18 protein-coding genes are annotated in these 24913 nt (G+C 71.7%); 12 read left to right on the top strand and 6 right to left on the bottom strand.

Annotated elements, in window-relative coordinates; genetic code table 11:
* Positions 1–207 precede the first annotated feature (207 nt).
* Together glgP and ABEA24_RS41975 are read left to right on the top strand one after the other, a co-directional pair.
* Positions 208–2805, top strand: coding sequence for an alpha-glucan family phosphorylase (gene glgP / locus ABEA24_RS41980; RefSeq protein ID WP_345439193.1), 2598 nt, complete (start codon positions 208–210; stop codon positions 2803–2805).
* 160 nt (positions 2806–2965) lie between these two features.
* The gene (locus ABEA24_RS41975) at positions 2966–3544 is read left to right on the top strand and encodes an HdeD family acid-resistance protein (protein ID WP_345439191.1); all 579 of its coding nucleotides are present in this window, start codon (positions 2966–2968) and stop codon (positions 3542–3544) included.
* Between the two features lie 5 nt (positions 3545–3549).
* Here ABEA24_RS41975 and ABEA24_RS41970 read toward each other — a convergent pair whose 3' ends face one another.
* The 3 genes from ABEA24_RS41970 to ABEA24_RS41960 all read right to left on the bottom strand — a co-directional run bounded on the left by ABEA24_RS41970 (position 3550) and on the right by ABEA24_RS41960 (position 10918).
* Positions 3550–4923, bottom strand: coding sequence for an FAD-binding oxidoreductase (locus ABEA24_RS41970; RefSeq protein WP_345439189.1), 1374 nt, complete (start codon positions 4921–4923; stop codon positions 3550–3552).
* A 75-nt stretch (positions 4924–4998) separates the two neighbouring features.
* Positions 4999–9558, bottom strand: a complete 4560-nt coding sequence (locus ABEA24_RS41965) for a HEAT repeat domain-containing protein (RefSeq protein WP_345439187.1) — start codon at positions 9556–9558, stop codon at positions 4999–5001.
* A 406-nt stretch (positions 9559–9964) separates the two neighbouring features.
* On the bottom strand, positions 9965–10918 hold the full coding sequence (locus ABEA24_RS41960; protein WP_345439185.1) for a GbsR/MarR family transcriptional regulator: 954 nt from the start codon (positions 10916–10918) through the stop codon (positions 9965–9967).
* Positions 10919–11110: 192 nt separating this feature from the next.
* On the opposite strand from ABEA24_RS41960, the gene ABEA24_RS41955 reads away from it, so the two are divergent.
* Both ABEA24_RS41955 and ABEA24_RS41950 read left to right on the top strand, forming a co-directional pair.
* Positions 11111–12184, top strand: coding sequence for a serine hydrolase domain-containing protein (locus tag ABEA24_RS41955; protein ID WP_345439183.1), 1074 nt, complete (start codon positions 11111–11113; stop codon positions 12182–12184).
* Positions 12185–12227: 43 nt separating this feature from the next.
* Positions 12228–13142 (top strand): hypothetical protein, encoded by a 915-nt coding sequence (locus ABEA24_RS41950; RefSeq protein WP_345439181.1) that lies wholly within the window; start codon positions 12228–12230, stop codon positions 13140–13142.
* A gap of 181 nt (positions 13143–13323) precedes the next feature.
* Here ABEA24_RS41950 and ABEA24_RS41945 read toward each other — a convergent pair whose 3' ends face one another.
* Positions 13324–14127, bottom strand: coding sequence for an SWIM zinc finger family protein (locus ABEA24_RS41945; protein WP_345439179.1), 804 nt, complete (start codon positions 14125–14127; stop codon positions 13324–13326).
* The gene (locus tag ABEA24_RS41940; protein WP_345439177.1) at positions 14127–17123 is read right to left on the bottom strand and encodes a DEAD/DEAH box helicase; all 2997 of its coding nucleotides are present in this window, start codon (positions 17121–17123) and stop codon (positions 14127–14129) included. Before ABEA24_RS41940 ends, ABEA24_RS41945 begins: the two co-directional genes overlap by 1 nt.
* Before the next feature lie 193 nt (positions 17124–17316).
* On the opposite strand from ABEA24_RS41940, the gene ABEA24_RS41935 reads away from it, so the two are divergent.
* From ABEA24_RS41935 to ABEA24_RS41905, 7 genes are all read left to right on the top strand, one after another.
* Entirely contained in the window at positions 17317–17946 is a 630-nt protein-coding gene (locus ABEA24_RS41935) for an HNH endonuclease family protein (protein WP_345439175.1), read from the top strand.
* A 94-nt stretch (positions 17947–18040) separates the two neighbouring features.
* Positions 18041–18820 carry an enoyl-CoA hydratase/isomerase family protein gene (locus ABEA24_RS41930; protein ID WP_345439173.1) on the top strand — a complete coding sequence of 260 codons (780 nt, stop codon included), beginning with the start codon at positions 18041–18043 and terminating at the stop codon, positions 18818–18820.
* Positions 18821–18878: 58 nt separating this feature from the next.
* Positions 18879–19739: a heavy metal-binding domain-containing protein gene (locus ABEA24_RS41925; RefSeq protein WP_345439171.1), complete on the top strand. Its 861-nt coding sequence runs from the start codon at positions 18879–18881 to the stop codon at positions 19737–19739.
* A gap of 5 nt (positions 19740–19744) precedes the next feature.
* Positions 19745–20560, top strand: a complete 816-nt coding sequence (locus tag ABEA24_RS41920; protein WP_345439169.1) for a heavy metal-binding domain-containing protein — start codon at positions 19745–19747, stop codon at positions 20558–20560.
* A 7-nt stretch (positions 20561–20567) separates the two neighbouring features.
* On the top strand, positions 20568–20963 hold the full coding sequence (locus ABEA24_RS41915) for a hypothetical protein (RefSeq protein ID WP_345439167.1): 396 nt from the start codon (positions 20568–20570) through the stop codon (positions 20961–20963).
* A 62-nt stretch (positions 20964–21025) separates the two neighbouring features.
* Positions 21026–21868, top strand: a complete 843-nt coding sequence (locus tag ABEA24_RS41910; protein ID WP_345439165.1) for a M55 family metallopeptidase — start codon at positions 21026–21028, stop codon at positions 21866–21868.
* Positions 21869–21889: 21 nt separating this feature from the next.
* Positions 21890–22417, top strand: a complete 528-nt coding sequence (locus ABEA24_RS41905; protein WP_345439163.1) for a YbaK/EbsC family protein — start codon at positions 21890–21892, stop codon at positions 22415–22417.
* On the opposite strand, the gene ABEA24_RS41900 is transcribed toward ABEA24_RS41905, so the two are convergent.
* Positions 22395–23843, bottom strand: a complete 1449-nt coding sequence (locus ABEA24_RS41900) for a hypothetical protein (RefSeq protein WP_345439161.1) — start codon at positions 23841–23843, stop codon at positions 22395–22397. The two genes, ABEA24_RS41905 and ABEA24_RS41900, sit on opposite strands and share 23 nt — an antisense overlap.
* Before the next feature lie 241 nt (positions 23844–24084).
* On the opposite strand from ABEA24_RS41900, the gene ABEA24_RS41895 reads away from it, so the two are divergent.
* On the top strand, positions 24085–24894 hold the full coding sequence (locus tag ABEA24_RS41895) for a serine/threonine-protein kinase (RefSeq protein WP_345439159.1): 810 nt from the start codon (positions 24085–24087) through the stop codon (positions 24892–24894).
* The last annotated feature ends 19 nt before the right edge of the window (positions 24895–24913 follow it).

The following is a 24913-nucleotide window of genomic DNA, read 5'->3' as shown; positions in this document are numbered from 1 at the left end:
GTGCGACGCGTCCCCGTAAGGATCTCGTCTCCCGGAGGCGTCAGAGGCGCCCTCGCCGCGCTTCTCCGGCAATCGTCGCATGTCAGCGCCAAATTCGCATTTCCGGCGTGCTGGTTGGGCTTCCAGGCTCAAACGGAGATCAAGATGTGGGCCACTGGGCGGGTTAGGGTCGCGAGCACCGGGCCGGACCGATTAGTGTCGCCGCACGTGAAGGCGATCCGCAGATTCACCGTACGCTCCGTCCTGCCCGAGCCGCTGCAGCCGCTCGAGGAGCTCGTTCTCAACCTGCGCTGGTCCTGGCACCCCGAGACGCTCGACCTGTTCGAGTCGGTGGATCCGGACCTGTGGGAGGCGACCCGGCACGACCCGGTCCGCCTTCTCGGGGAGGTCTCGCCGGAGCGGCTCTCCGCGCTCACCGGTGACCGGCGCTTCCTGCGTGCTCTCGGCGACGCCGTCGACGATCTCCGCGAGTACGTCACCGCCCCCCGCTGGTACCAGAGGCTGTCCGACGCCCCCGCGGCGATCGCGTACTTCTCCCCGGAGTACGGCATCGCCGCCGCGCTACCCCAGTACTCCGGTGGCCTGGGCATCCTCGCCGGCGATCACCTCAAGACCGCCAGCGACCTCGGCGTGCCGATCGTCGGGGTAGGACTCCTGTACCGCCACGGTTACTTCTCCCAGTCCCTCTCGCCGGACGGCTGGCAGCTCGAGCGCTACCCCCCGATCGACCCGGCCGGGCTCCCGCTGACGCTCCTGCGCGAGACCGACGGCACGCCCACGCGGGTCACCGTCGGCCTCCCCGAGGGCCGGTCCCTGCGCGCGCAGGTCTGGGTGGCCCAGGTCGGCCGCGTGCCGCTGCTCCTCCTCGACTCCGACGTCGAGGAGAACGACCCGGCCGCCCGCGACGTCACCGACCGCCTGTACGGCGGCGGCACCGACCACCGCCTGCTCCAGGAGATGCTGCTCGGCATCGGCGGCGTCCGCGCGATCCGCGCCTACTCCCGCATCACCGGCCACAGCGCCCCTGAGGTGTTCCACACCAACGAGGGCCACGCCGGCTTCCTCGGCCTCGAGCGGATCCGCGAGTACATCGAGGAGCAGGGCCTGTCCTTCGACGAGGCGCTCGAGGCCACCCGGGCGGGCACGGTCTTCACCACCCACACCCCGGTCCCGGCCGGCATCGACCGCTTCCCCCGCGAGCTGATCCAGCGCTACTTCGGCGACTCCAACGAGGACAACGGCCTGCCCGTCGAGCGCATCCTCGGCCTCGGCGCCGAGACGTACGAAGGCGGCGACGTCTCGGTCTTCAACATGGCCGTCATGGGCATGCGCCTGGCCCAGCGCGTCAACGGCGTCTCCGAGCTGCACGGCAGGGTCAGCCGGGAGATGTTCGGCGGCCTGTGGCCCGGGTTCGACACCGACGACGTGCCGATCGGCTCGATCACCAACGGCGTCCACGGCTCCACGTGGGTGGCCCCCGAGTTCATCGACCTCGCCCGGCGGGAGCTGCCCGACGTGGTCGAGTTCGGCCGCGGCTGGGAGGGCGTGCAGCGGGTCTCCGAGTCCGAGATCTGGCGCATCCGGCGTACGCTCCGCGCCCGGCTCGTCGAGGACGCCCGCCGGCGCCTCCGCGACTCCTGGCGCCAGCGCGGCGCGAGCGAGGCCGAGCTGACCTGGATCGACGACGCGCTCGACCCCGACGTCCTGACGTTCGGCTTCGCCCGCCGCGTCCCGTCGTACAAACGGCTCACGCTGATGCTGCGCGACCCGGAGCGGCTCAAGTCGATCCTGCTCGACCCCGAGCGGCCGGTGCAGATCATCATCGCCGGCAAGGCGCACCCCGCCGACGAGGGCGGCAAGCGGCTGATCCAGGAGATCGTGCGGTTCGGTGACGACCCCGAGATCCGGCACCGCATCGTGTTCCTGCCGGACTACGACATGGCGCTCGGCCAGTCGCTCGTCCAGGGCTGCGACGTCTGGATGAACAACCCGCTGCGCCCGCTCGAGGCCTGCGGCACCTCCGGCATGAAGGTCGCCCTGAACGGCGGGCTGAACCTCTCGATCCGCGACGGCTGGTGGGACGAGTGGTTCGACGGCAACAACGGCTGGGCCATCCCGTCCGCCGACCGCGCCGCCGACCCGGACCGCCGCGACGACATCGAGGCGCAGGCCCTCTACGAGCTGATCGAGGACCACGTCTCCGTGCTGTTCTACGACCGCCCGGGCGACGGCCTCCCGCGCCGCTGGCTGGAGATGGTCAAGCACACGCTGGCCTCCCTCGGCCCGAAGGTCCTCGCCGGGCGCATGGTCCGCGACTACGTCGTCGACCTGTACGCCCCGGCCGCCGGCTCGGCCCGCCTGCTGTCCGCCGACGGCAACGCCGCCGCGAAGGCCCTCGCCGCCTGGAAGCACCGCGTCGGCAAGGCCTGGCCGTCCGTCACGGTCGAGCACGTCGAGTCCACCGGCGCGAGCGAGACCCCGCACCTCGGCACCCACCTGACCGTGCGCGCCACGGTCCACCTCGGCGAGCTGATCCCGGACGACGTCGCGGTCGAGGTCGCGTACGGCCGGGTCGACGACACCGACGCGCTGGTCGAGCCGTCCTACCTGGAGCTCACCCAGGCCGAGACCCTCGGCGACGGCCGGTGGCGCTTCGCCGGCGAGGTCCCCCTCGACCGGACCGGGGCGTTCGGGTACAGCGTGCGGGTCGTGCCCCGGCACGAGCTGCTGGCCTCCCGCGCGGAGACCGGCCTGATCGCGCTGCCCGCGGCCCCGATCGGCATGACCAACGGCGACCTGCGCTGATCACCTGATCGTCCCTGACCCCGCCCCGTACGCGGCGGGGTCAGGGACGATTCATAAGATTGCGGTCATTTGCCACATACGGGGTTGAGCTTGGTCTTCCATCGCATTTGAGCGGCAAAGACCCCCTGTGAAAGGGTTCCGTTCCGCAGGGAGGCCTGTCATGTGGCTCGAGTACATGGCCCGGCACTGGTGGCTGCTCACGGTGCGCGGCGTCCTCGCCGTCATCTTCGGCGTGCTGGCCATACTCTGGCCGGGCATCACGCTCCTCGTCCTGGCCATCATGTTCGGCGTCTTCGCCCTGGCGGACGGGATCTCCGCCATCGTCGCCGCCTTCGGCGCCCCGGCCGGAGGGCGGTCGCTGCTCATCTTCGAGGGCGCGGTCGGCATCATCGTCGGCCTGATCGCGCTGTTCTGGCCGCGCGCCACGGCTCTGGCGATCGTCCTCCTCGTCGCGATCTGGGCGATCGTCACGGGGATCAGCGAGATCGTCACCGCGCTCCAGATGCGCAAGGAGATCCACGGCGAGTGGATGTACGTCCTGTTCGGCGTGCTCTCGGTGGTCTTCGGGCTCATCGTGCTGCTCTCGCCCGTCTCCGGCATCTTCGCGGTGGCCTGGCTCATCGGCTTCTCCGCGATCGGCTTCGGGCTCGCGACGATCGCGGCGAGCTTCCGGCTCAGGAAGCTCCGCGGCGGACGCCCCGGCATCGCGCCGGGCGGTGCCATGCCGGCGCATCCCTGACCGCGTCAGCCGGCGGGCTCGATGTTCTGGTTCAGCCGGAACAGGTTGCCAGGGTCGTACGCCTTCTTGATCGAGGCCAGCCGCGCGTAGGCGTCCCGATAGTCGTCCCGGACATGGGCGCGGTCGTCCTCGGACATGAAGTTGACGTAGCCGCCGGACGCCGAATGGGGGCGCAACGCCTGGAAGTAGTCCCGTACCCAGGCGATGTTGCCCTCGTTCGCCGACGGGTCGGGCCACATGCCGGCGATCACGGTCGCGAACGTCATGTCGCGGCCCGTGAACGCGGTGGCGCCCGCGGGCACCCGGTGGCACGCCCCGTTGATCGGGTAGATGTGCACCGTGGAGTTCACGGCGGGCAGCCCCGGGCCGTGCTGGAGATGCGCCGCGATGGCGCCGTCGGTCAGCTCCGTCGCGAACGCCGTCTTCCAGTAGTGCTGCAGACCCCGGGGCACGAGCGCGTCGAGCGCGCTGTTGATCATCGGGTACGGCATCGGCGCGACGAGCTCGCCGACCGTCGGCGCGACCGTCCGGATCGGCCGTAGGGCCCGCTCACCCTCGTCGAGCGGACCGGACCAGCACGCGACCATCGCGCAGTGCGGCGTGGCCTGCTCGGACTCGGGGATGAACGGCAGCGGCGGCGTGATCTGGAAGGCCGGGTAGCAGCCCAGCTCCTCAGGCGCCTCCTTGATGTGGTCGCGGTAGAACTCCAGCACGTCACGGGCGCGGTCGAGCGGGTAGAAGAAGATCCCCGCGAAGATGTTCTCGACCGGGTGCAGGCGGTACTCGAAGGACGTCACCACGCCGAAGTTCCCGCCTCCGCCGCGCAGCGCCCAGAAGAGGTCCTCGTACTCCTTCTCCGAGGCCACGAGGAAGCGGCCGTCGGCGGTGACGACGTCCGCCGAGATCAGGTTGTCGATCGTCAGGCCGCAGCGGCGGCTCAGATAGCCGATTCCGCCGCCGAGCGTCAGCCCGCCGATGCCCGTCGTCGAGATGATCCCACCGGTCGTCGCCAGCCCGTACGCGTGCGTCGCGTGGTTGAAATCCCCCCAGGTGCACCCGCCCTCGGCCCGGGCCGTACGGGTGCGGGGATCGACGCGGACGCCGCGCATCGATGACAGGTCGAGCACCACCCCACCGTCGTTCGTGCCGTACCCCGGCACACTGTGCGAACCGCCGCGCACCGAGAGGACGAGGTCGTTCTCCCGGGCGAAGTCCACGGTGGCCATGGCGTCGCCCGCGTCGGCGCACCGCACGACCACGAGCGGCCGGCGGTCGATCATCGCGTTGTACACCCGGCGCGCCTCGTCGTACCCGGCGTCCTCCGCCGTGATCACCCGGCCCCGTACACGCTCCCGCAGGCGTTCGATCTGCTGTCCCATGAGTATGTCCCCCCAGGTCAGCCCTACCCGGGCAGAGCCGGGCCGAGACCCCGGGCGACCGGCCCAGGGGGTCGGTCACCTCGGTCGGCCGGTGGACTCCGGGTCGGCGGTGACCGTGGATGTGATCTTCTCGAGCACGGTGAGGTAGACCTGCCGTTTGTCCGGGCGCGCCCGCCCGGCGGCGTGCCTGAGAGCGGGGATCGCCGGCGCGCCGAGCAGCGTGAGCCCGTCGGTGGTGGCCCTTCGGACCGCCGGATGGGAGTGCGTGAGCAGGCCGACCAGTGCCGGGACGGCCGGCTTCCACGCCGCGTGGCACAGGGTCTTGACCGCCGAGCGCACGATGTCGGGTTGCCGGTCGGCCAGCAGCAGCGACGTCTGCTCCAGGTAGTCCCCGCGGTTCAGAACCTTGCGGGAGATCCGGTGGGCGTGCAGACGGACCCTCGCGTCGGGGTGGCCGAGCGACTCGGCGAGTAGTTCCTCGAGCTCGGTATCGCGGCCCTCCGGCCGGTCCGCGTCCTTTCGGGGTGTGCGGGCGGGGTCGTCGTCGTGACGCTCGGCGAGCAGGGTCAGCGCCCGGCGGACCTGCTCGGGGCCGCCGGTTCGGGCCAGGCGGAGCAACTCGTCGCGGGGCGGCCGTTGCTCCCGGGCGGCCGCCTCCGGGCCACGGGTTCGGCCGCGGAGTGCCGAGAGGGCGGCGGAGTCCTGCCGGTCCGCGTCGGGGTGGCGTATCGGCCCTTCCACCAGCAGGATCTTGTCGGCGAGGTCGTCGCGTCCCTCCTCGCGTAGCCGCCGGCGCGTCCGTGCCAGCGCCGGGGTGCGCAGCAGCGCGACACCGGAGATGAGATCGACCAGACCCCAGGCTCCGGCCTCGAGGCGTCCGGACAGGGCCGCGGCCAGGACGTCCGGGGCCGCGTTGCGCAACGCCCGCTCGGCCGACGCGTGAAGGGCGGGCCCGCCGCGTTCCCACCACGAAAGCAGAAGGGGGATGAGCGGTTCGACGTCCTGCGGGTCCAGATGGGCGGCGACGCGGCCGATCCGTTCCCAGACCATCTCACCGGCGGCGTCGTGCTCACCGGCCTCGCGCAGCTCGGACTCGCTCATCAAGGTCAGGGCATGCGCGAGATCCGCGGTGACGATGAGATCGACCCGGCCATCGAGGAAGGCCCGCAGCACCGTGAGCCGGATATGGGGTTCGGGCCAGCTCAGCAAGGCGTCGGCCGCGAGGTCGCGTTGACCCCGCACGGGATCGTCCAGCATCTCCAGCAGGCGCTCATTCAGGACCGCTGAGCGGGGCTGCTCCCGATCACCGGGACGAGGCGCGCGGGCCGTTGCCACGGGCCGGCGGGCGTCCTCGGCGATGGTCCAGGATGGCGCGTCGAGCGGCTGCAGCTCGATCATCCAGTCCAGGAGGGTGTCGCGCGCGTCGGTGTCGGCGGTGGGGAAGACGTCGATCAGCGTGTCGAGCCGGTCCCGTGAATCCACCGGTCGTCCGTCGTGACCGGTACGGGCGAGGTCCCGGTGGGCGGTCTCGTCAGGGTCCTGGGCGTCGACGGGCCGGTCCGCGTCGCGGAACAGCCGGAGGGCGGCGGGCGTGCGGGCGGCCGAGGCGAGGGCCTCCCGCCATCGCCGTACGGCGGGGCGGTCGGACGCCTGAGGGCTGCCGTGTACGGCGGGGCGGTCGGGTGCCGCAGCGCCGCCGTCCGGTGCGGCGGCGGGTCCGGTCGGCCCGAACGCCTCCCGCAACACCTCCTTCTCGGCCGGCCACGGGTTCGCGCCGGCGCGGGCGGCGGCCAGCGCCCGCCTGAGGTCGGTGCGGGTCAGCACCGCGCCACACCGGCGCAGCAACACCAGCAGGTACCGGCCACCCGTGGTCTCCGCCGGCAGCGTGCGGATCCGCGCTGCGATGTCGAACGCCGCGGCGGCGGGCAACGACGGGATGGTGTCCTCAAGCAGTGCGAGGAGGCGGTCACGGTCTGCATCGCCGATATCGGCCAGCCCGGCGACCAGGACCCGTACGGACCGGGCGAAGGTCCGCGTCTCTTCGGCGGTCCACGGTGCGGGGCACAGCTGCAGCGTGAGGCGCAGGGCCGGCCCGCGACGTTCCGGTTCATCCGCGGCCAGCTCCAGCCAGCGTGCCAGCATCGGCCGAAGCCGGCTGAGCCGGTCGGCGGGCAGCTCGTCAGAATCCCGGTCGTTCCGGTCCGTAAGACGCCGTGCGATCTCGGTGTCCCAGCCGTCGCGCACCAGAACGTCGAGGTCGGCATCCGGTGGGGCGGCCGGCGGTTCCTGACCGGTCGGCGGGGTGATGCCGTGAGCCGTCATGCGGCCGGCCAGCTCCGCGGCCGTACCCGAGCCGAGGACGAGTCGTCCTGTGGCGACGAGCAAGAGCAGGGCGGCCCCGGCCGGTGACCCCTGGTCGGCCAACGCGCCGACGGCACGCGCGGACAGTGAGCCGTCGAGTCCGCTCAGCAGCAGGACGCGGGTACGGTCATCGCCGGCACGATCGGCCGCGGCGACGACGGTGGCGGCGTAGGCGTCGCCGAGGATCGTTCGCAACGCCGTGATGAGCGCCTCACGCAGACCCGGGTTGTCGTGCCTGCCGAGCCACAGCAGCAGCTTCGGCACCGCCACCGGGGCGCCGGCGCGGATCAGCGCGTTGGCGGCGGTCTTCTTGACGTTCATGTTCGGATGGTCGAGGCGGTTCGCGATCGCCGCCGCCGCCCAGCACGCGCGTGCGTGCCCGAGCGCGAGCAGCGCTTGGCGTACGGTCTGCACGTCGGAGGCGGTGGTCAGGGGGACCAGGCTTGCCGACAGCGCCTGCGCGTCCTCCCCGTCGGCATCGCGGGCGAGCAGCGCGATGACATGTTTGCGAACGTGACGGTCACCGTGGCGCAGAAGCGGATGTACCCGTGACCGGATTCCGCGATGGGAGGTCTGCAGGAGCAGGCCGAGCAGGACCATTTGCTCAGCGGCCGTGAGCGCGGGCCGATCCAGCAGATCGAGCGCGACGCTCGCGACGAGCGTGTCGCCTGCCTCCCGGGCGTCCGCGGCGTCCAGAAGACAGCTCGGCCGGATCTTCGCCCTGTCGTGGAGACGAGCGCCGAGGTGACCGATGGCGGCGACCACTTCCTGCGGCACCGCCGGTTCGCCGCGGCCGTCAGCCGCGTCCGGCGTCCAGGACGCCGCGAGGTCGGATACGACCCGCAGCAGAAGGTCGGCGATGACGGGCACCGTACTGGAGCTGCCATTGCGCGCCAGCCTGCACAGGGCGGCCACGGGCTCATCGGGGTCCAGGCCCGCGCGGAGCAACGCCAGTTCCCGTTCGTCCGGGCCACCGAGATCGGCGGCGACCCGACGCGGCAGATCCTTCGGGTCGAGCCGGACCAGGATCGACTGCCGCTGGTCGGGATCCTCGGTGAGATGCCACAACACTTCCAAGGCCCGGTGCCGAACCGCCCGCAGGTAAGGCACCACGAGGCCGACCGCGTCTTGTCCGCTCAGGCCGAGCCCGTCACGCAGCACCGTGACCGTGCGGGCTCCGCCCACGGCTTCGAGAGCCTCCAACGCCGCCGCGGGCGACCGCGGCAGCGCGGCGATGACGACCTCCTCGGCGGTCACGTGGCGCAGCTCACGGATCGCCCGCAGGAACGGCCGCGGATCCGGCGCGGTGCGCAGCAGGTCAGTGATCTTCTCACCCACGGGCAGGGCCCCGGTGCCCTGCGCGGCCAAGGCGACCAAGAGCTCCATCCGCCGCGGCCAGTGCCGATCGTCCGCGGCCGCCGTCGTCAGTTCCCCGAGCGTCTCACGCCGGCACGTGAACAAGATGACGGCGACCTCGCCCGCCGGCACCGAGTGGTCGGCGATGGCCAGGCGCACGATCGCCGGTACGTCGTCGCGCGCCGGGAAGTGACCACGCCGGTGCAGCCCACGTAGGCACTGGACGACCGGCCCGGCGAGCAAGAGCGGGTCGGTCGCGGCGATCCCCACGAGATCGCGGACGTCGTCGCGGCTCGCCAGGTCTCCGAGCAGCTCCAGCGCGCGCCGTCGGAGCGCCGGGGGCCGATTCCGGTCGGCGGCCACGTCCCGGAGTACAGCCTGATGCCCGTGGTGGGCCGCGGCTTCGATCGCGGCGTCGGCCACCGCGGAGACGGCGGTCTCAAGGAGCCGGTACAGGTGCTCTTGCGGCAACGGGTCCAGAGCGGCCCAGGGCTCTGACAACTCACGCAGCGCGGCTACGGCGAGGTCGGCCGCGACAGCGTCCGTGCCGGATTCCCCGGCGATCGATCCGGTGAGCCCCACCAGGAGTGTCCGGGCTTGTGCGGGTGCCAGCAGGCCGGCGTGTACGGCTTCGCGGGCAATGCGCAGAGCCTCGGCCCGCAGCACAGGGTCGGGCCGGTCCGCCAGCTCCCGGGCGAGGTCGCCGGGATCGTCCACGTCGGCCGCGCCGAGACCGCGGACGGCCTGGTAGAGCAATTCGCCGGTGGGCTCGTCTCGCAGGGTTTCCGGCCGGTCGGCGATTTCAGCGCTCAGCCAGGCGATCCGGACCCGGGCCGGCAGATCCGCCTCTCGCCACTGCGGCCAGGGCCGGGGACGGACGTGGGCCCGTAGCCGGCGATAAAGGCGCGCCAGGGCCAACGTCGCCTCCGGCGGACCATCCAGCGAGCTCGGCAACGACGCCGCGAATGCGGCCTCCTCGGAACGGTCTTCATCGCGACCTTCAGCAAGGCGGTCGGCGAGGCACACGAGGCCCAACCCACGCAGCCGCGGATCCTCATGCCCGATGAGAAGCCGCAGGGCGGCCGGCGGACACCTCAACGGATCAAGGCCGGCTGAAAGCCGGTCCGCATCGGCGCGGCGTATGGCGGCGAAGATCGTCTCGTCGACCGACGTCATGCGCTGTCAACTTTCTCCGTCGGCGGGATCTCGGTGATCGCCGTGATGAGGAAACCTATTCCTGGCCGCCGTTGCGGTCGATCCCATTTTGACCTTGGGCGGGTCGAGGAGGCGGAGCAGCAGGACGGCTTCGCCGGCCACGGACGGGCTACGGAGATCGACGCTGCCGGTGTCTGTTGAGGGCCTCGCGCTGCGCGGCGGTGAGCCGGTGGCGTCGGGCAGTGACGGTATAGGCGCCGGATTCGAGGGTCTGCAACATGACCGGGCCGCCGATGTCCGGATATCTCTCGGCGTCGCGCAGGGAGCCGGTGACGCGGTCCGGATGCCATCCCAAAGCGACGGCGAGTTGCTCCACTGTCAGGGGCTCGCCCGCATGCAGGAGCGCGGCGAGCACGGTCAGCACGTCGCTGATCGCGGCTTGGCCGGGGCCACCGGTCATGTTCACGCTGAGCCGTGCGAAGAACCGGGCCATCTCGTCCAGCCGGGCTCCGGCAGGTGTCGTGGCGCCGAAGATCCGGACTCCCCGCCGAGCGGTATCGGCCCACATGATGTTCTTGCGGGCGCTCGCCGTCCATGCCCGGCGCCAGACATCGTCACCGATGACGTACCACTCGCGGCGTCGCCGGGGGTCGCGTTCGCGACGGACGACATCCAGGCCCTCGAGATAGGCGATCGCCTTGGACACGGACGCCGGGCTGACCTGAAGCTGCCGGACCAGATCGGCTGAGGTCAGGGCGCCGGAGTCGGTCGTGATGAGCTGCGCCAGCACCCGCCCTGCCATTCGGGGAAGCCCGATCTCGACCATCAGCGCCGCGAAGCCCTCCGCGTAAGAGCGGACCGCCTCAGCGTTGCGCCCGTGGGTGTTCCTGGCGGCCGGGGCCCGCGGCGGCGAGCCCGGTGGGCGCCGGCGGGAACGCCGCTCGGTGGACTGCTGGGCGTGGTCCGCCCGGTAGCCGCCGGGTCCGCTGTTGCGCGCCACCTCCCGGCTGATGGTCGAGGTCGGCCTGCCGAGCCGCCTGGCGATCTCCGCGCATCCGAGCCCCTCCGTCAGCCAGGCCGCGATGCGCCGGCGGTCCTGCTCGGTCAGCCTGCTTCCCGGCATCCGTGCAGTATGCATTCGCAATCATTCCGTTGCAACGGCGGGCGTTCCAGGGTTTGCAATCGTCGACAGGCCATTGCAATTTTCTCCACTAAATCCGCAGCTCAACGGCGTATTCAACGTGTATGCGCGATTGACGATCGGTGAAAAGCTACGTACTTTCCTGACCTCTCAAAGGCATCGTGAGGAGTCGACATGACCCAGTCCGACCGTGCCACTCTTCAGCGGCTGCTCGACCGGGCGGTCACGGAAGGCAGTGTTCCCGGCATCGTCCTGGAGGTCCGAGACGGCCATGGGCGGTGGTTCGGTTCGGCGGGAGCGGCCGATACCGAGACCGGGCGCGAACGCACGCCGCAAGAGAGGTTCCGCATCGGGAGCACGACGAAGACCTTCGTGGCCACGGTGATCCTGCAACTCGCCGCCGAGCGAAGCCTGAGTCTGGACGACACCGTGGACGAATGGCTGCCCGGAAGGGTCCACGGCCACGGTCACGAGGGCGGGAAGATCAGTATTCGGCGGCTGCTCGACCACACCAGCGGGATCTTCAGCTACACCGAGGACCCGGAAACGGTGAACCGCTACGAGAGCCACACCCCGGATCTGCTCGTAGACGTGGCCATGGCCCATCCTCCGGCCTTCGAGCCGGGCACGGACTGGGCTTACAGCAACACCAACTACATCCTCGCCGGAATGCTCGTCGAGCGGGTGACCGGCCAGGCGCTGGCCGACCAGATCGCCCAGCGGATCACCCGGCCGCTCGGCCTGGCCGGGACGTACCTGCCGAGCGGCGCCGACCCGACGATCCAGGGACCGCACCCACGGCACTACACGAAGCTGATGAACCCCGCCCCCGACGCCGAGATCCACGACGCGACCGAACTGGATTCGTCCATGTTCTGGGCGGCCGGCGGCATGATCTCCACGACCGGGGACCTCCACCGGTTCTTCGGCGCACTCCTGGGCGGCCGGCTCCTCCCGCCCGCCCGGCTCGAGGAGATGCTCACCACGGTCCCGACCAAGAACTGGATCCCCGACACGGCCTACGGGTTGGGCATCTCCTCGGTGACGCTGCCGTGCGGCCCCACGGTGTGGGGCATGGGCGGTGCCATCTTCGGCTCATGGTCGTACGCCTACCGCACCCGCGACGGCGAACACACGGCCGTCGTCAACGTCAACGGCGACTGGGCCCACGGCCCTTGGGGCGACCCGATCGGCATCTTCACCGACGTACTCCAGACGGAGTTCTGCCCGCCGAAGCCGACACCATAAGGCAAGATGATCATCGCAGGGCGAAGCGACCGCTGGAGCAGGTGTGCCCAACAGGCCGACCCGCGTCATGGCGTGGATGGCATTTCTCGTCATCGCGCTGACGATCTGCTCGGATTCGGTGACGGGCGGGCTGCCGGCCTGCCCGAGCGGCCCGTCGGACTCCGCGGCGCCGGCCATGCCCCCGCGGCCGGCGGAGGGGCACTGGCGCATCGTGGCCGCCGATCCGGTGCCAGTGCTCTCCGCGGCGCACGACGAACCCGCGATCGTCTCGGTGGGAGCCGGTGGCGTGTGGGTGGCCGGTACCGACTCTAAAGTTCTGCGGGATCGTATCGAGAACACTGCGGTTCTTCTGCGCTTCGACGGCGAGCGGCTGCGCAGGGTGAGAACACCCGCCGCCGAACGCGACAGCCGGTTCAGCTCCCTGTTCGCGACGCCTTCCGGAGAACTGTGGTTGCCGGGACAGAACGGCAACCGGGCTGTGGTCTACCGCTCCGATTCCGGTCGCTGGACCACTGCGAGGAGTCTTCCCGACCACGACGGATTCGGCTTCAATGTTGACGCCGGACTCGCGATCTCCGGTGACGACGTCTGGATGTACGAACCGCTCCAGATGATGCACTACGACGGCCGGGAATGGCGGGAGCCGGGCGGCCTGATGGGTGATCCTCACGTCGTCGTCTCCGGCATGGCCGGTCAGACGGCGGACGACATGTGGGCGGTCGGCGAATGGGACACCACGCCGGGTGTGAGCGACTCCTCCCCCATAGCCGGAGTCGGTGGCACGTTCTACGGTCGTGAGTGGAAGCGTGCCGGGCCTCCTTCGAATCGGTCCGACGACCCGATGCTCCGCATGGAAGCCCTTACCCGGGACGCCCACACCGGGAGGCTATGGGCGGTCGGTTTCACCGGCCGCGCCACGAGCCCGGAGCATCGCACCGTACTCGCGACCCTTGAATGACCGTCCCAGCGAACGCGCGGATCCCGCCGCCCAAAGCATGAGTGGCACTCGGCGGCAAGGTAAATCGTTCTGCGGCGTCTACTGAGCCGCGAAAATTCTCGGCTCAGTAGACGCCATGGAATTCGCCGGCCCTCCATCGTCGTCCGCTTCGGCCGGATAAGCCGAGAACGGGGCTGGTCCGTCATTCGGGCTGGTCGAGGTCGGGGAGGGCCTCGTAGGCGGGTTTGAGGACGTCGGTGAGGTCCTTGCGGCGGATCTTGACCTTGGGCGGGTCGAGGAGGCGGAGCAGCAGGGCGGGTGGGATCGGGGGAGCGGGCGGGCGGTCGTGGACGGCGGCGGGGGCCCAGAAGTCGTCCATGCGCTCGGCCAGCGGCGTCTCCTCGATCTCGAGGGGGTCGACCTCGGCCGGCTCCAGGCGGCGCAGTCCGGCCAGGAGGTCGTCCTTGGTGCGGCCGTGCCAGGCGAGGATCAGGAACGGGTCGTCGTCGAACGCCTCCGCGAGGAGGTAGAGCACCGCGGCGGTGTGCTTGCACGGGTCGCCCCAGTCGGGGCAGCTGCACATCAGGTGCATGTCCGTCGACGACCTCGGGAAGAGCGAGACGCCGAAGATGGCGAAGACGTCCTCGATCTCCGGCGGCATCTCCCCGGCCAGCAGGCGGGCGCGGAAGACCGCCTGGGAGGCGAGGGCCTCCTCGATCGACTCCCAGACCGTGGCCTGGATCGGGTCGATGCCGATCGTCACCTCGTACGGCTCGGGGTCGGAGCCCTGGACGAGGGCGGTCACCTCGTACGCCCCGACCCGCAGCTCGATCACCTGGCCCTTGCGGGCGTACGTGCGGCCGCGCGTCAGGCGGCCGCGGTCGGCGAAGGATTCGAGTACGTCGATGAAGCGGCGTGACCACCACTGCTCGCCGATGGAGCCGCGCCCGCCGGACTTCGCCTTGAGGCCGCCCTCGACCGGGCGGGCCTTTCCGTAGATCGGCATCAGTCGCTCACCGCCTCGGGGTCGAGTCGCATGATCTCGCGCAGGTCGGCGACGGACAGCTCGGTGAGCCAGCCCTCTCCGGTGCCGACGATGCGCTCGGCGAGGGCCTTCTTGCGCTCGATCATCTCGTCGACGCGCTCCTCGATGGTGCCGACGCAGATGAACTTGCGGACCTGGACGTTCTTGGTCTGGCCGATGCGGAACGCGCGGTCGGTCGCCTGGTCCTCGACGGCGGGGTTCCACCAGCGGTCGACGTGGACGACGTGGTTGGCGGCGGTGAGCGTGAGGCCCGTGCCGGCCGCCTTGAGCGACAGCAGGAAGACCGCCGGGTCGGGGTCCTCCTGGAAGTGGCGGATCAGCTCGTCGCGCTGCTTCTTGGGGACGCCGCCGTGCAGCCAGAGCACCGGGCGGTCGAGCTTGGTCTCCAGGTGCGGCCGCAGCATGGCGCCGAACTCGGCGTACTGGGTGAAGACGAGCGCCTTCTCGCCCTGCTCGACGACCTCGGCGCAGATCTCCTCCAGGCGCTCCAGCTTGCCGGAGCGGCCCGGCAGCCGGGAGCCGTCCTTGAGCAGGTGGGCGGGGTGGTTGCAGACCTGCTTGAGCTTGGCCATGGTCGCCAGGACGAGGCCGCGCCGTTCCATGCCCTCGCTGCTCGCGATCTGCTCGAGCATGTCGTCGACGGTGGCCTGGTACAGCGACGCCTGCTCGGGCGTGAGGTTGCACCAGACCTTGATCTCCTGCTTCTCCGGCAGGTCCGTGATGATCGACTTGTCGGTCTTGAGGCGGCGCAGGATGAACGGGCCGGTGACCCGGTGCAGCGCGGCGGCCGCCTCCTCGTCGCCGTGCGCCTCGATGGGCACGGCGAACCGTTCGCGGAACGCCTGGCGGGGACCCAGCATGCCGGGGTTGCCGAACTCCATGATCGACCACAGCTCGGTCAGGTGGTTCTCCACCGGCGTGCCGGTGAGCGCGATCCGGCTCCGGGCCGGGATGCTCCGGACCGCCCGCGCCTGCCGGGTGCCGCTGTTCTTCAGCGCCTGGGCCTCGTCGCAGATCACACGGTCCCAGTCGATCGTGGCCAGCGCCTCGTGGTCGCGGGCGGCGGTGCCGTACGTCGTCAGTACGAGGTCGGCCTCGGCCGCCGCCTTCGCGAGGTCCTCGCCGCGGTGCCGTCCACCGCCGTGGTGGACGTACACCCGCAGCTTCGGGGTGAACCGCGCCGCCTCCCGCTGCCAGTTGCCGACCAGCGACATCGGCCCGATCAGCAGCGTCGGCCCCGACTTCGTCCGATTCACGAGCAGTGCAAGGGTTTGGGCGGTTTTCCCGAGTCCCATGTCGTCCGCGAGGATCGCGCCGAGGCCCAGGCCGTCGAGGAAGGACAGCCAGGCCAGGCCGCGCTCCTGGTACGGGCGGAGGGTGCCCTCGAAGTCGTCGGGCGTGCTCATCGGCTCGAGGCGGCGGTCGGCCTCGCCGGACAGCAGGTCGCCGAGCGGGCCGTCGGCGTCGAGCTGGAGCAGCGGCAGCGCGTCGTCGCCCGCGTGGATCGCGGCGCGGACGGCCTGAGACGCGGTCATCTCGCCGGTGCGCCGCTGCTTGAGGAAGTCGAGGGCGGACGCGAGCTGCCGCTCGTCCAGCTCCACCCATTTGCCGCGCAGGCGCACCAGCGGCGCCTTGAGCCGCGCGAGCTCGGCCAGCTCCTCCTCGGTGACGTCCTCGCCCTCGATGGCCAGGTCCCACCGGAAGTCGACCAGGCTGTCGAGGCCGAAGCCGGACGAGGTGGCGGCGCCGGCCTCGGTCGCCGTCTTGGTGCGGGTGGTGAGCTTCATGCCGAGCCGGGCCCGGCCCGCCCACTGTGGCAGCTGGACGCCGAATCCGGCGGCGGACAGCAGCGGCGCGGCCTCCCGCAGGAACCGGAACGCGCCCTCGGCGTCCGTCGTCACGCTGGTCGGCGTCGCGACCCGCAGGGCCTGGGCGACGTCGGGGTAGAGCCGCAGCGCCCGGCCCAGGCCGGTGAGGAGGGTCTCCTCGGCGTTCGGCACGGAGGTGACCTCGCCGGTCCAGAGGGCGGCGGCCGGGACGTACAGGCTGGGGTCGTCGGTGCCCTGCACGGCGAACTCGACGGTCCACGGCCCCTGCGTGGCGGTCTCCCCGTCGGGGGCCGGGGGCTCGACGAGACGGAAGCAGACGCGCAGCGGGCCGGTCGAGCGGCGGGCCGCGGCGGCCCAGGCGTCGAGCTCGGCGGCGAGCGCGTCGGGGTCGTCGCCCGGCTCGCGGGGCACCGTGGGGTCGGGGCCGGTGAGCGCCGCCGCCCAGCGCTCGGTCAGGGGCAGCCGGTCGGGCACCCGGCCGGTGCGCTCGGGGAGGAGCGGGTGCGGCACGACGCCGCGCACGGCCGCGTCGACCAGGCCGGCCAGCGCGTCCATCAGGACGTCCGACGCGGAGCGGTCCTCGTCGGCGGCCCGGCAGGCCGGTGGCATCGCGGCGGCGAGCTCGCGGAACCGCGCGGCGTCATCCCCGGTGACGACCGGTCGCCAGCGGGCCGTCGGGTCGCCGTCCTCCCGTACGAGCGCGGGCAGGACGCGGCCCCGGGAGGCGAGGTGCACCGCCTCCTCGGCGACGTGCGCGAAGAACCTCAGGTCGGCGCCGCGCACGACGTCCTCGGCGTCGCCGGCCAGATGCAGCAGGGTCATCGCGGCGAACGGGTCGAGCACGAGCGCCGGAACCCGCCAGGGATGCGGCGCCGGTTGCCGGGACGCCGGCTCGCGCGCCAGCTCGGGGGAGGGGAACGGCCCGGTGGCGGCGCCGGGGAGCAGCAGGGTCGGCTCGATCCTCGGCGCGCCGTGAGTGACGGCGGCGTACGAGGTGCCGGCGAAGTCGGAGGTCGCGAAGGGGTGCGGCTTGGGGGACGTGCGCACCCGCGTGGTGGCCGGGAGCACCGAGTCCTCCGCCCACAGGCACAGCGCGCCACCGTGCCAGGCGGCGTGCGCCACGAGCATGATCGCCCCCCGGAAAGCGCTACGGACCAGGCGAAGGTACCAAACGGCCCCGACAGCTCTCGCCCTTCCCGCACGTACGGAGCGTCATCGGCTCAGCGGCTTTCTGTCATCAAATTTCTCCTTTTCTGCTGACTTATCGCTCTTGATCCGCGATTGTTGATCTTCACCGAAGTCGATCTTGGTGAGGAGACACGTGGCACGACGAACGACATTCGCAGCGGCCCTGATCCTGGCGGTGCCCCTCGCGGTGGGTACCGCGGTTGAGGCGTCGGCGGCCCCGCCCACGCCGCCGACGGCGGCCAAGGCCCGTACGGAGCTCACGAAGCTCAAGGTCGCCAAGGAGGGGACGCTGACCGGCTACAGCCGGGCGAAGTTCCCGCACTGGATCGACCAGGGCCATGAGTGCAACACCCGGGAAGTGGTGCTGAAGCGGGACGGCAAGAACGTCCACACCAACGCCAAGTGCGCGCCCACGTCCGGCACCTGGTACTCCCCGTACGACGGCGCGACCTGGCACAAGGCCTCCGACGTGGACATCGACCACATGGTGCCGCTCGCCGAGGCGTGGCGGTCCGGGGCCAAGGCGTGGACGACGGCGCGCCGCCAGGCGTTCGCCAACGACCTGACCCACGCCCAGCTGTGGGCGGTGACCGACAACGTCAATCAGGAGAAGGGCGACAAGGACCCGGCGAAGTGGCAGCCGCCGCTCAAGCGTGAGCGGTGCGTCTACGCGCGCGCCTGGACGGACGTGAAGTACCAGTACGGCCTCACCGTCGACACCAAGGAGAAGACCGCTCTCGCGGCCATGCTCAAGACCTGCTGACGCCCGTGCCGCGGCGCGCCACCCTCCGGTCGGCGCGCCGCGGATGTGCGGGACTAGGCTCACGGCGCAGCGCAGTCGATGAGCGGGAGGTTCCGTGGGCGAGTTCGTACGCGTGGAGACCGAGGGGGCCGTCGCCACGATCCGGCTGGACCGGCCGAAGATGAACGCCTTGAACGCCCAGGTGGTGGCCGAGCTCGCCGAGGCGGCCCAGACGGTCGACGCCGACCCGGCCGTCCGCGCCGTCATCCTGTACGGCGGCGAGCGGGTGTTCGCGGCCGGGGCGGACATCAAGGAGATGGCCGAGCTGCCGTACGCCCAGGCCACCGGGCACGCCCGGGCGCTGCAGGACGCCCTGAACGCGATCGCGCGGATCGGGAAGCCCGTCGTCGCCGCGATCACCGGCTACGCCCTCGGAGGCGGTCTGGAGCTGGCGCTGTGCGCCGACTTCCGCGTCGCAGGCGAGTCGGCCAAGGTCGGCCAGCCGGAGATCCAGCTCGGCGTCATCCCCGGCGCCGGCGGCACCCAGCGGCTGCCCCGGCTGATCGGCCCGGCCCGCGCCAAAGACCTGATCTTTACCGGGCGCCACGTCACCGCCGGGGAGGCCCTGGCGATCGGCCTGGTGGACCGGGTCGTTTCGGACGCCCAGGTGTACGTCGCCGCGACCAAGCTGGTCGCCCGGTACGCCGAGGGCCCGGCGGTCGCGCTGCGCGCCGCCAAGCAGGCGATCGACGCAGGCCTGGAGACCGACCTGGCCACCGGCCTGGAGATCGAGCGGCTGCACTTCGCCGGCCTGTTCGCCACCGAGGACCAGAAGAACGGCATGCGCAGCTTCGTCGAGGAGGGCCCCGGCAAGGCGCGGTTCACCGGCCGCTGAGCCGGCCGCCGCCGACCTGCCGGGAACCCGGCGGCCCCTGCGGGACGTCACACGACACGTGAACGAGTCGAACGATCCACTGCCGCCCGCGGCGCAGGCGCGTCTCGGGCAGGCCCGGCAGGCCGGCACCTGGACCTCGAGCCTGACCGTCGACGAGTTCGCCGGCCTGCGGTCGATCGGCTTCGAGCCGGTCGGCCAGGTGATGGGCAGCACCGTCCACAACCTCGGCTGGTGGGCCCGCTCCCAGATCAACTGCGGGTACCAGCGCGGCGTACTCGGCGGCGGCTTCGCGGCCACGGTGACCTCGGGCTTCCGCGCCTACATCGACACCCTCTACCAGGCGCGGCGTACCGCCATGAACCGGATGGCCGCCGAATGCGCGGCGCTGGGCGGTGACGGCGTCGTGGCCGTCCGGCTCACCATCGCGCCGTTCCAGGGAGCGGCGCACCACCTGGAGTTCCAGGCGATCGGCACCGCCGTACGCGCGGCGGGGGCGGTCCGGCCGGGCCGGGTCTTCCTGTCCCATGTCAGCGGGCAGGAGTTCGTGAAGCTCATCGAGACCGGGTGGGTCCCGGTCGATCTGGCCCTCGGCGCCGCCATGGGCATCCGCCACGACGACTGGCGGGTCAACTGGTCGACCGGCAGGTTCGCCCCCACGCAGGAGGTGGGCGGCTGGACGGAGCTCGTGTCGGCCACCCGGCGCAAGGCCCGCAGCCGCCTGTTCGCCGATGCCAGGCGCACCGGCGCCGACGGCGTCGTGGTCTCCGGCATCGATCTGCGTGTCGACGAGCGCGCCTGCAAGCTCGGCGGCGACCACGATCACGACCACATCGTCGAGAGCACCGTCATCGGCACCGCGATCGCCGAATTCCGTACGTCGCACCGCCCGACCCGACCACTGACGATCATGAGGTTCTGAAGAAGATGACCGATCCCGTCGCCCAAGGTGTCCCCGCCGACGCGATGGCCCGGCTCGCCGGGCTGCGGCCCGGCGCACCCGGGACGCTGTTCACCAGCGACCTGTCCGTGAACGAGTTCCTGCTCGTCCGCGAGGCCGGGTTCCGGCCGCTCGGCCTGGTCCTGGGCAGTTCGATCTACCACGTCGGCATCCAGATCGGCCGGTGGAGCAAAAATATGGAGCTCGACCAGCTGTCCGGCGCGATGTACCACGCGCGGGAGCTGGCGATGACCCGCATGGAGGCCGAGGCCGACCAACTCGGCGCCGACGGCATCGTGGGCGTGCGGCTGCAGGTGGAGTTCCGCGACTTCGGCAGCGACATCGCCGAGTTCATCGCGATCGGCACCGCCGTGAAGGCCGACGACACCTCCCAGAACTGGCGCAACAACAAGAACCAGCCGTTCACCTCCGACCTGAACGGCCAGGACTTCTGGACCCTCATCCAGGCGGGCTACGCCCCGCTGGGCATGGTGATGGGCACCTGCGTGTACCACGTGGCGCACCGGCGGCTCGGCTCGGTGCTCGGCAGCCTCGGGCAGAACGTCGAGATCCCGGAGTTCACCCAGGCGCTGTACGACGCGCGGGAGCTGGCCATGACCCGCATGCAGGCCGAGGCGCAGGCCCTGCACGCCGAGGGCATCGTCGGCGTGGACCTCGACCAGTTCCACCACCAGTGGGGCGGGCACACGATGGAGTTCTTCGCCATCGGCACGGCGGTGCGGCCGCTGCGCGAGGATCACGTCATCGCCAAGCCCCAGATGGTGCTCGGGCTGGACCGCTGATTCACTGATGACCATGGAGTTCGACATGGTCGCCGCCGCGCTGCGCCGCGACACCGCCGACGTCGCGACGTACGCCCGCGTGCTCACCGGAACGCTCGCCGACGCGCTGCCGCCCGGATGCGTGACCGTGGAGCACGAGCGCAGCCTCGGCGACCGGCTGCGCGGCCGCGACGGCCACCCCCGCCGGATCGTCGTACGGCTGGGGGAGCGCACGCTGTCCCTGACCGCGGGAGACGGCCCGCCGGTCGCCGAGATCCACCACGAGGTGCGCGGCGTGGTCCTGTCCCGCGGCCAGGTGACGCTCGACGTCTGGGTGCGCACCCTCACCGAGGGGCTCATGGCCCAGGCCGAGGCCGACGCCCGCGCCGCCGAGGCACTGCGCCGCCTGATCGCGGGCGGCTGACCGTTCGCCGCCGGACGCCGGCGGGGTACGGTCGAGACGCTGTCTCGCGGAGGAGGTCGTCAGTGCGGGTGTTCGTCTCGGTCGACATGGAGGGCGTGTCCGGGCTCACCGATCCGGATGAGATGCGGGCCGGCGGGCGCGGGTACGAACGCGGCTGCGAGCTGATGACCGCCGACGCGAACGCCGCGGTGGCCGGGGCGTTCGACGCGGGTGCCGACGACGTCATCGTCACGGACTCGCACGGCAGCACGAAGAACCTCCGGGCCGACCTCATCGACGAGCGGTGCTCGCTGATCCGCGGCCCGTACCGTCCGCTGCGCATGGGGCAGGGGCTCGACACCGCCCACGACGCGGCGATGTTCGTCGGCTACCACGCCCGCGCCGGCGTGCCGCACGGCGTGCTCAACCACACGTGGATGGGCTATGAGATCCAGAACCTCTACCTCAACGGCGAGGTGTGCGGCGAGATCCGGCTGATCGCCGGGCTGGCCGGATCGATGGGCGTGCCGGTCGCGCTCGTCGCGGGCGACGAGGCGGCCTGCGCGGAGGCCCGCGAGGTGCTCGGCGACGTCGAGACGGTCGCGGTGAAGAAGGGCATCGACCGCTACTCCGCGCAGCTCCTGCCGCCCGTCCGCGCCCAGGCACTGATCCGCGAGGCGGCCGTACGGGCGCTGGGCGACCTGGGCCGGCGCCGGCCGTACGTCGTGCCGTCCCCGTACACGCTGGGCATCGACTGGGCGTCCACGGCGATGGCGGAGTCCTGCGCGATGATCCCCGGCATCAAGCGGGCCGGACCCCGGTCGGTGGAGTTCACCACCGACGACTACGCCGAGATCGTCGGCGTCCTCGGCATCATGGCCACGATCGGCGGCAGCGTCGGCTGCACCGGGCAGCACTACGGCTGACCGTCGGTAGGGTTGCGTCGCATGTGGGGACTGTCGCTCGAGCCCGCCCTCGACCGTACCGATCTGCTCGCGCCTCCGGTCGCCGAGGCGATCCGCGGGTGGAAGGGCGAGGACGCCTTCCAGGTCACGGAGATCGACCCGGAGCTGGCCGACACCGCCGCGTTCTGCGAGCGGTACGGCACTCCGCTCGAGACGTCGGCCAACTGCGTGATCGTCGCGGCCAAGCGGGGCGGTGACGTACGGCTCGCCGCCTGCGTCGTGCTCGCCACCACCCGCGCCGACGTGAACGGTGTCGTCCGGCGCCACCTCGACGCGCGGAAGGCGTCGTTCGCGCCGCAGGATCAGGCCGTGACCGAGGCCGGCATGGAGTACGGCGGGATCACGCCATTCGGCCTGCCCGCCGACTGGCCGGTGCTCGTCGATCAGGCCGTCGTCGACACCCCGTACGTGGTCGTCGGCAGCGGCGTGCGGCGTTCCAAGCTGGTCGTCCCCGGGGCGGCGCTCGCGGGGATCGAGCAGAGCGAGGTCATCGAGGGCCTCGCCCGCTGACCGAGAACCAGGGCGGAAGGTAGACCACCCAGCCGGAGCCGAGTCTCGACAGGGGATGTGCGACCCAGGAGGCGGCGTACCGGGGCGGCGGCGTGCCGTGGGACAGAATGCCGGTGGGCTCCCGGCGGGCGAGAGCGAGGAAGCGGGCCGCGGTCGTCGACTTCAGGACCCCGCTCGTCGCCTCGGTCCCGCAGCCGAGGTAGAAGGCGACCGGCACCGCGCGCGGCCCCCCGAGCAGGCAGGGACGGCGCAACCCCAGGTGCCTCAGCGCCGTCGCACCGCGGACGTACGAGAGGCGCTCGACCGCGTTGTCACGTGTCTCCTGCGACAGGAGCAGCACCTGCGAACCGACCTGCGCGAGGACGACCATCGAGACCAGCACGGCCAGTGGCGTTCGCAGCCGCGGAACGGCGGCGGGCAGCCTGACCAGGCACTCCGCGACGGGCAACGCCAGCAGCGCGTAGACGGGCAGCAGGAACCGCGGCGCCGCGTACCCGAGGAGCAGCAGGTACGGCACCGACGCGGAGACACCGCAGGCGGCGGCGACCGCGGCCGGCACGACCTCGCGGGCCCGGGCCGCCAGGATCAGCCCGCCGACGACGAGCAGGGGAACCGCGAGCCACCACAGGGTCAGCGCCGGGCGCTGGACGCCGCCCCCGCAGGGACGGCAGAGCAGCGGCCCGTTCACGGCGTACAGCTCGTACAGCACACCCCGTGGATGCCAGGCGATGCCGCCCTCGATGGCGCTGGACGCCCTCAGGCGTTCCAGAGGCCCGCCGTATCGCAGGTACGCCTCGACGATCCACTGCGCGGCGCCGAGCGCGAGCCCTCCCACGAGGGCGACGATCAGAGCTCGGCGTCGCCACCGGCGGACCAGTACCGCCGCGATCGGCAGGGGCAGCGCGATCCACGCCGCGTCCCCCGGCCGCATGAGCGTCACGACGGCCGCCGCGGCGACCACCCCGAGGAGAGCGGTCCGCCCGCCCGCGACGGCGTAGCGGACGAACCATCCGACCAGGGCGACTCCCGCGACGGCGACCCAGAAGTTCGGGATGACCTCCGACACGTAGTAGGCGGTGATCCAGAGCCCGCTGAAGAGCAGGGCCGCCAGCGGGACGACCGCCCGGCGCGATGTCAGCGCCAGCCAGGGCCAGTAGGCGAGCACGACCGCGGTGGCGCCGATGACCGCGAGGTACGCGCGCAGCACCGTGACCGACGCGGTCAGCCAGACGACCGGCGCGATCAGATAGGTGATGCCGCGTGCCCGCGGCGCGCTGAAGAAGGCCGCCGGGAGCCTCGGGCTGACCTGGCTGATGTACAGGGCCTCGTCCCAGCCGACGTCGCCGTGGCGTACGACCAGGGCGAACTCGACCGCCGCGAGGAGCACGGCCACGGCGATCAGCCATGTGACCGGACGCCGTATCACCGCACCATCACCATCACCGCACCATCACCCCGATCATTCACGCCCCGCTCGCCGAGCGGCGGCCGAATCCGCACTAACCGACATACGTTTGTGCGTGTTCGTGAGGGGAGGGTGACCGGCGGCTGAACGGCGGCCCTCCGGCGGGGGTCGGATCGTATTCTCGGGCGCCGCCGACCCGTCTTTCGCCGGGTTGATCTGCGCGGCTTGGAACCTTCGCACCGCGACCGGCGTCAAAACCGGCATGAACGCGTCGGGACTAGCGCCGCTGGGCTCGTACGAGCTGCTGGAGCAGGTCGGTGAGGGGGCCACGTCCGTGGTGTACCGCGCCATGGACCGCTTCGGGCGGACGGTCGCGGTGAAGGAGCCGCGCCGGGAGGTCGCGCACGATCCGACCGTGCGCCGCCGCCTGCGGCGCGAGGCCCGCACGATGGCCCGGGTGCGCAGCCCGTACGTCGCCGAGGCGTTCGACGCCTGTCTGGACGGTGAACGTCCCTACCTGGTCACGGAGTACGTCGCGGGCGTGCCCCTGCGGGATCTCGTGACGATGTACGGGCCGCTGTGGGAGGACGCGCTGTGGGGCTTCGCCGGCCGGTTCGCGCAGGGGCTGGCCGCGGTGCACGGGGCCGGTGTACTGCACCGGGACCTCAAGCCGGGCAACGTCATGGTCGTGGGCGGGATCCCGAAGATCATCGACTTCGGGATCGCGCAGGAGACGGGGGCCGAGCAGGTCACGCAGCCGGGCGTGCTGACCGGGACGCCGGGCTACGTCGCGCCGGAGCTGATCGACGGCGGTCTCTGCAGCGAGGCGTCCGACGTGTTCTCCTGGGCCGCGACGGTCGCGTTCGCGGCGACGGGCCGCCCGCCGTTCGGCGCCGGGTCGCTGCACGGGATCTGCTTCCGGGTGCTGCGGGGCGCCGCCGACCTGGACGGCGTTCCGGAGCGCCTGCTGCCGCTGCTGCGCCAGGCCCTGGTCCGCGACCCCGCCGCGCGGCCCGCCGCGTCGTGGCTGGTGGACCGCCTCACCGAGAGGCGGCCGGTCTCGGCGGCCTGACGGGTTCCGCCGGAATCCC

Origin of the sequence: Actinoallomurus vinaceus (assembly GCF_039542055.1) — a bacterium.
GTDB lineage: Bacteria > Actinomycetota > Actinomycetes > Streptosporangiales > Streptosporangiaceae > Actinoallomurus > Actinoallomurus vinaceus.
This window is presented reverse-complemented; position numbering and strand designations above follow the sequence as displayed.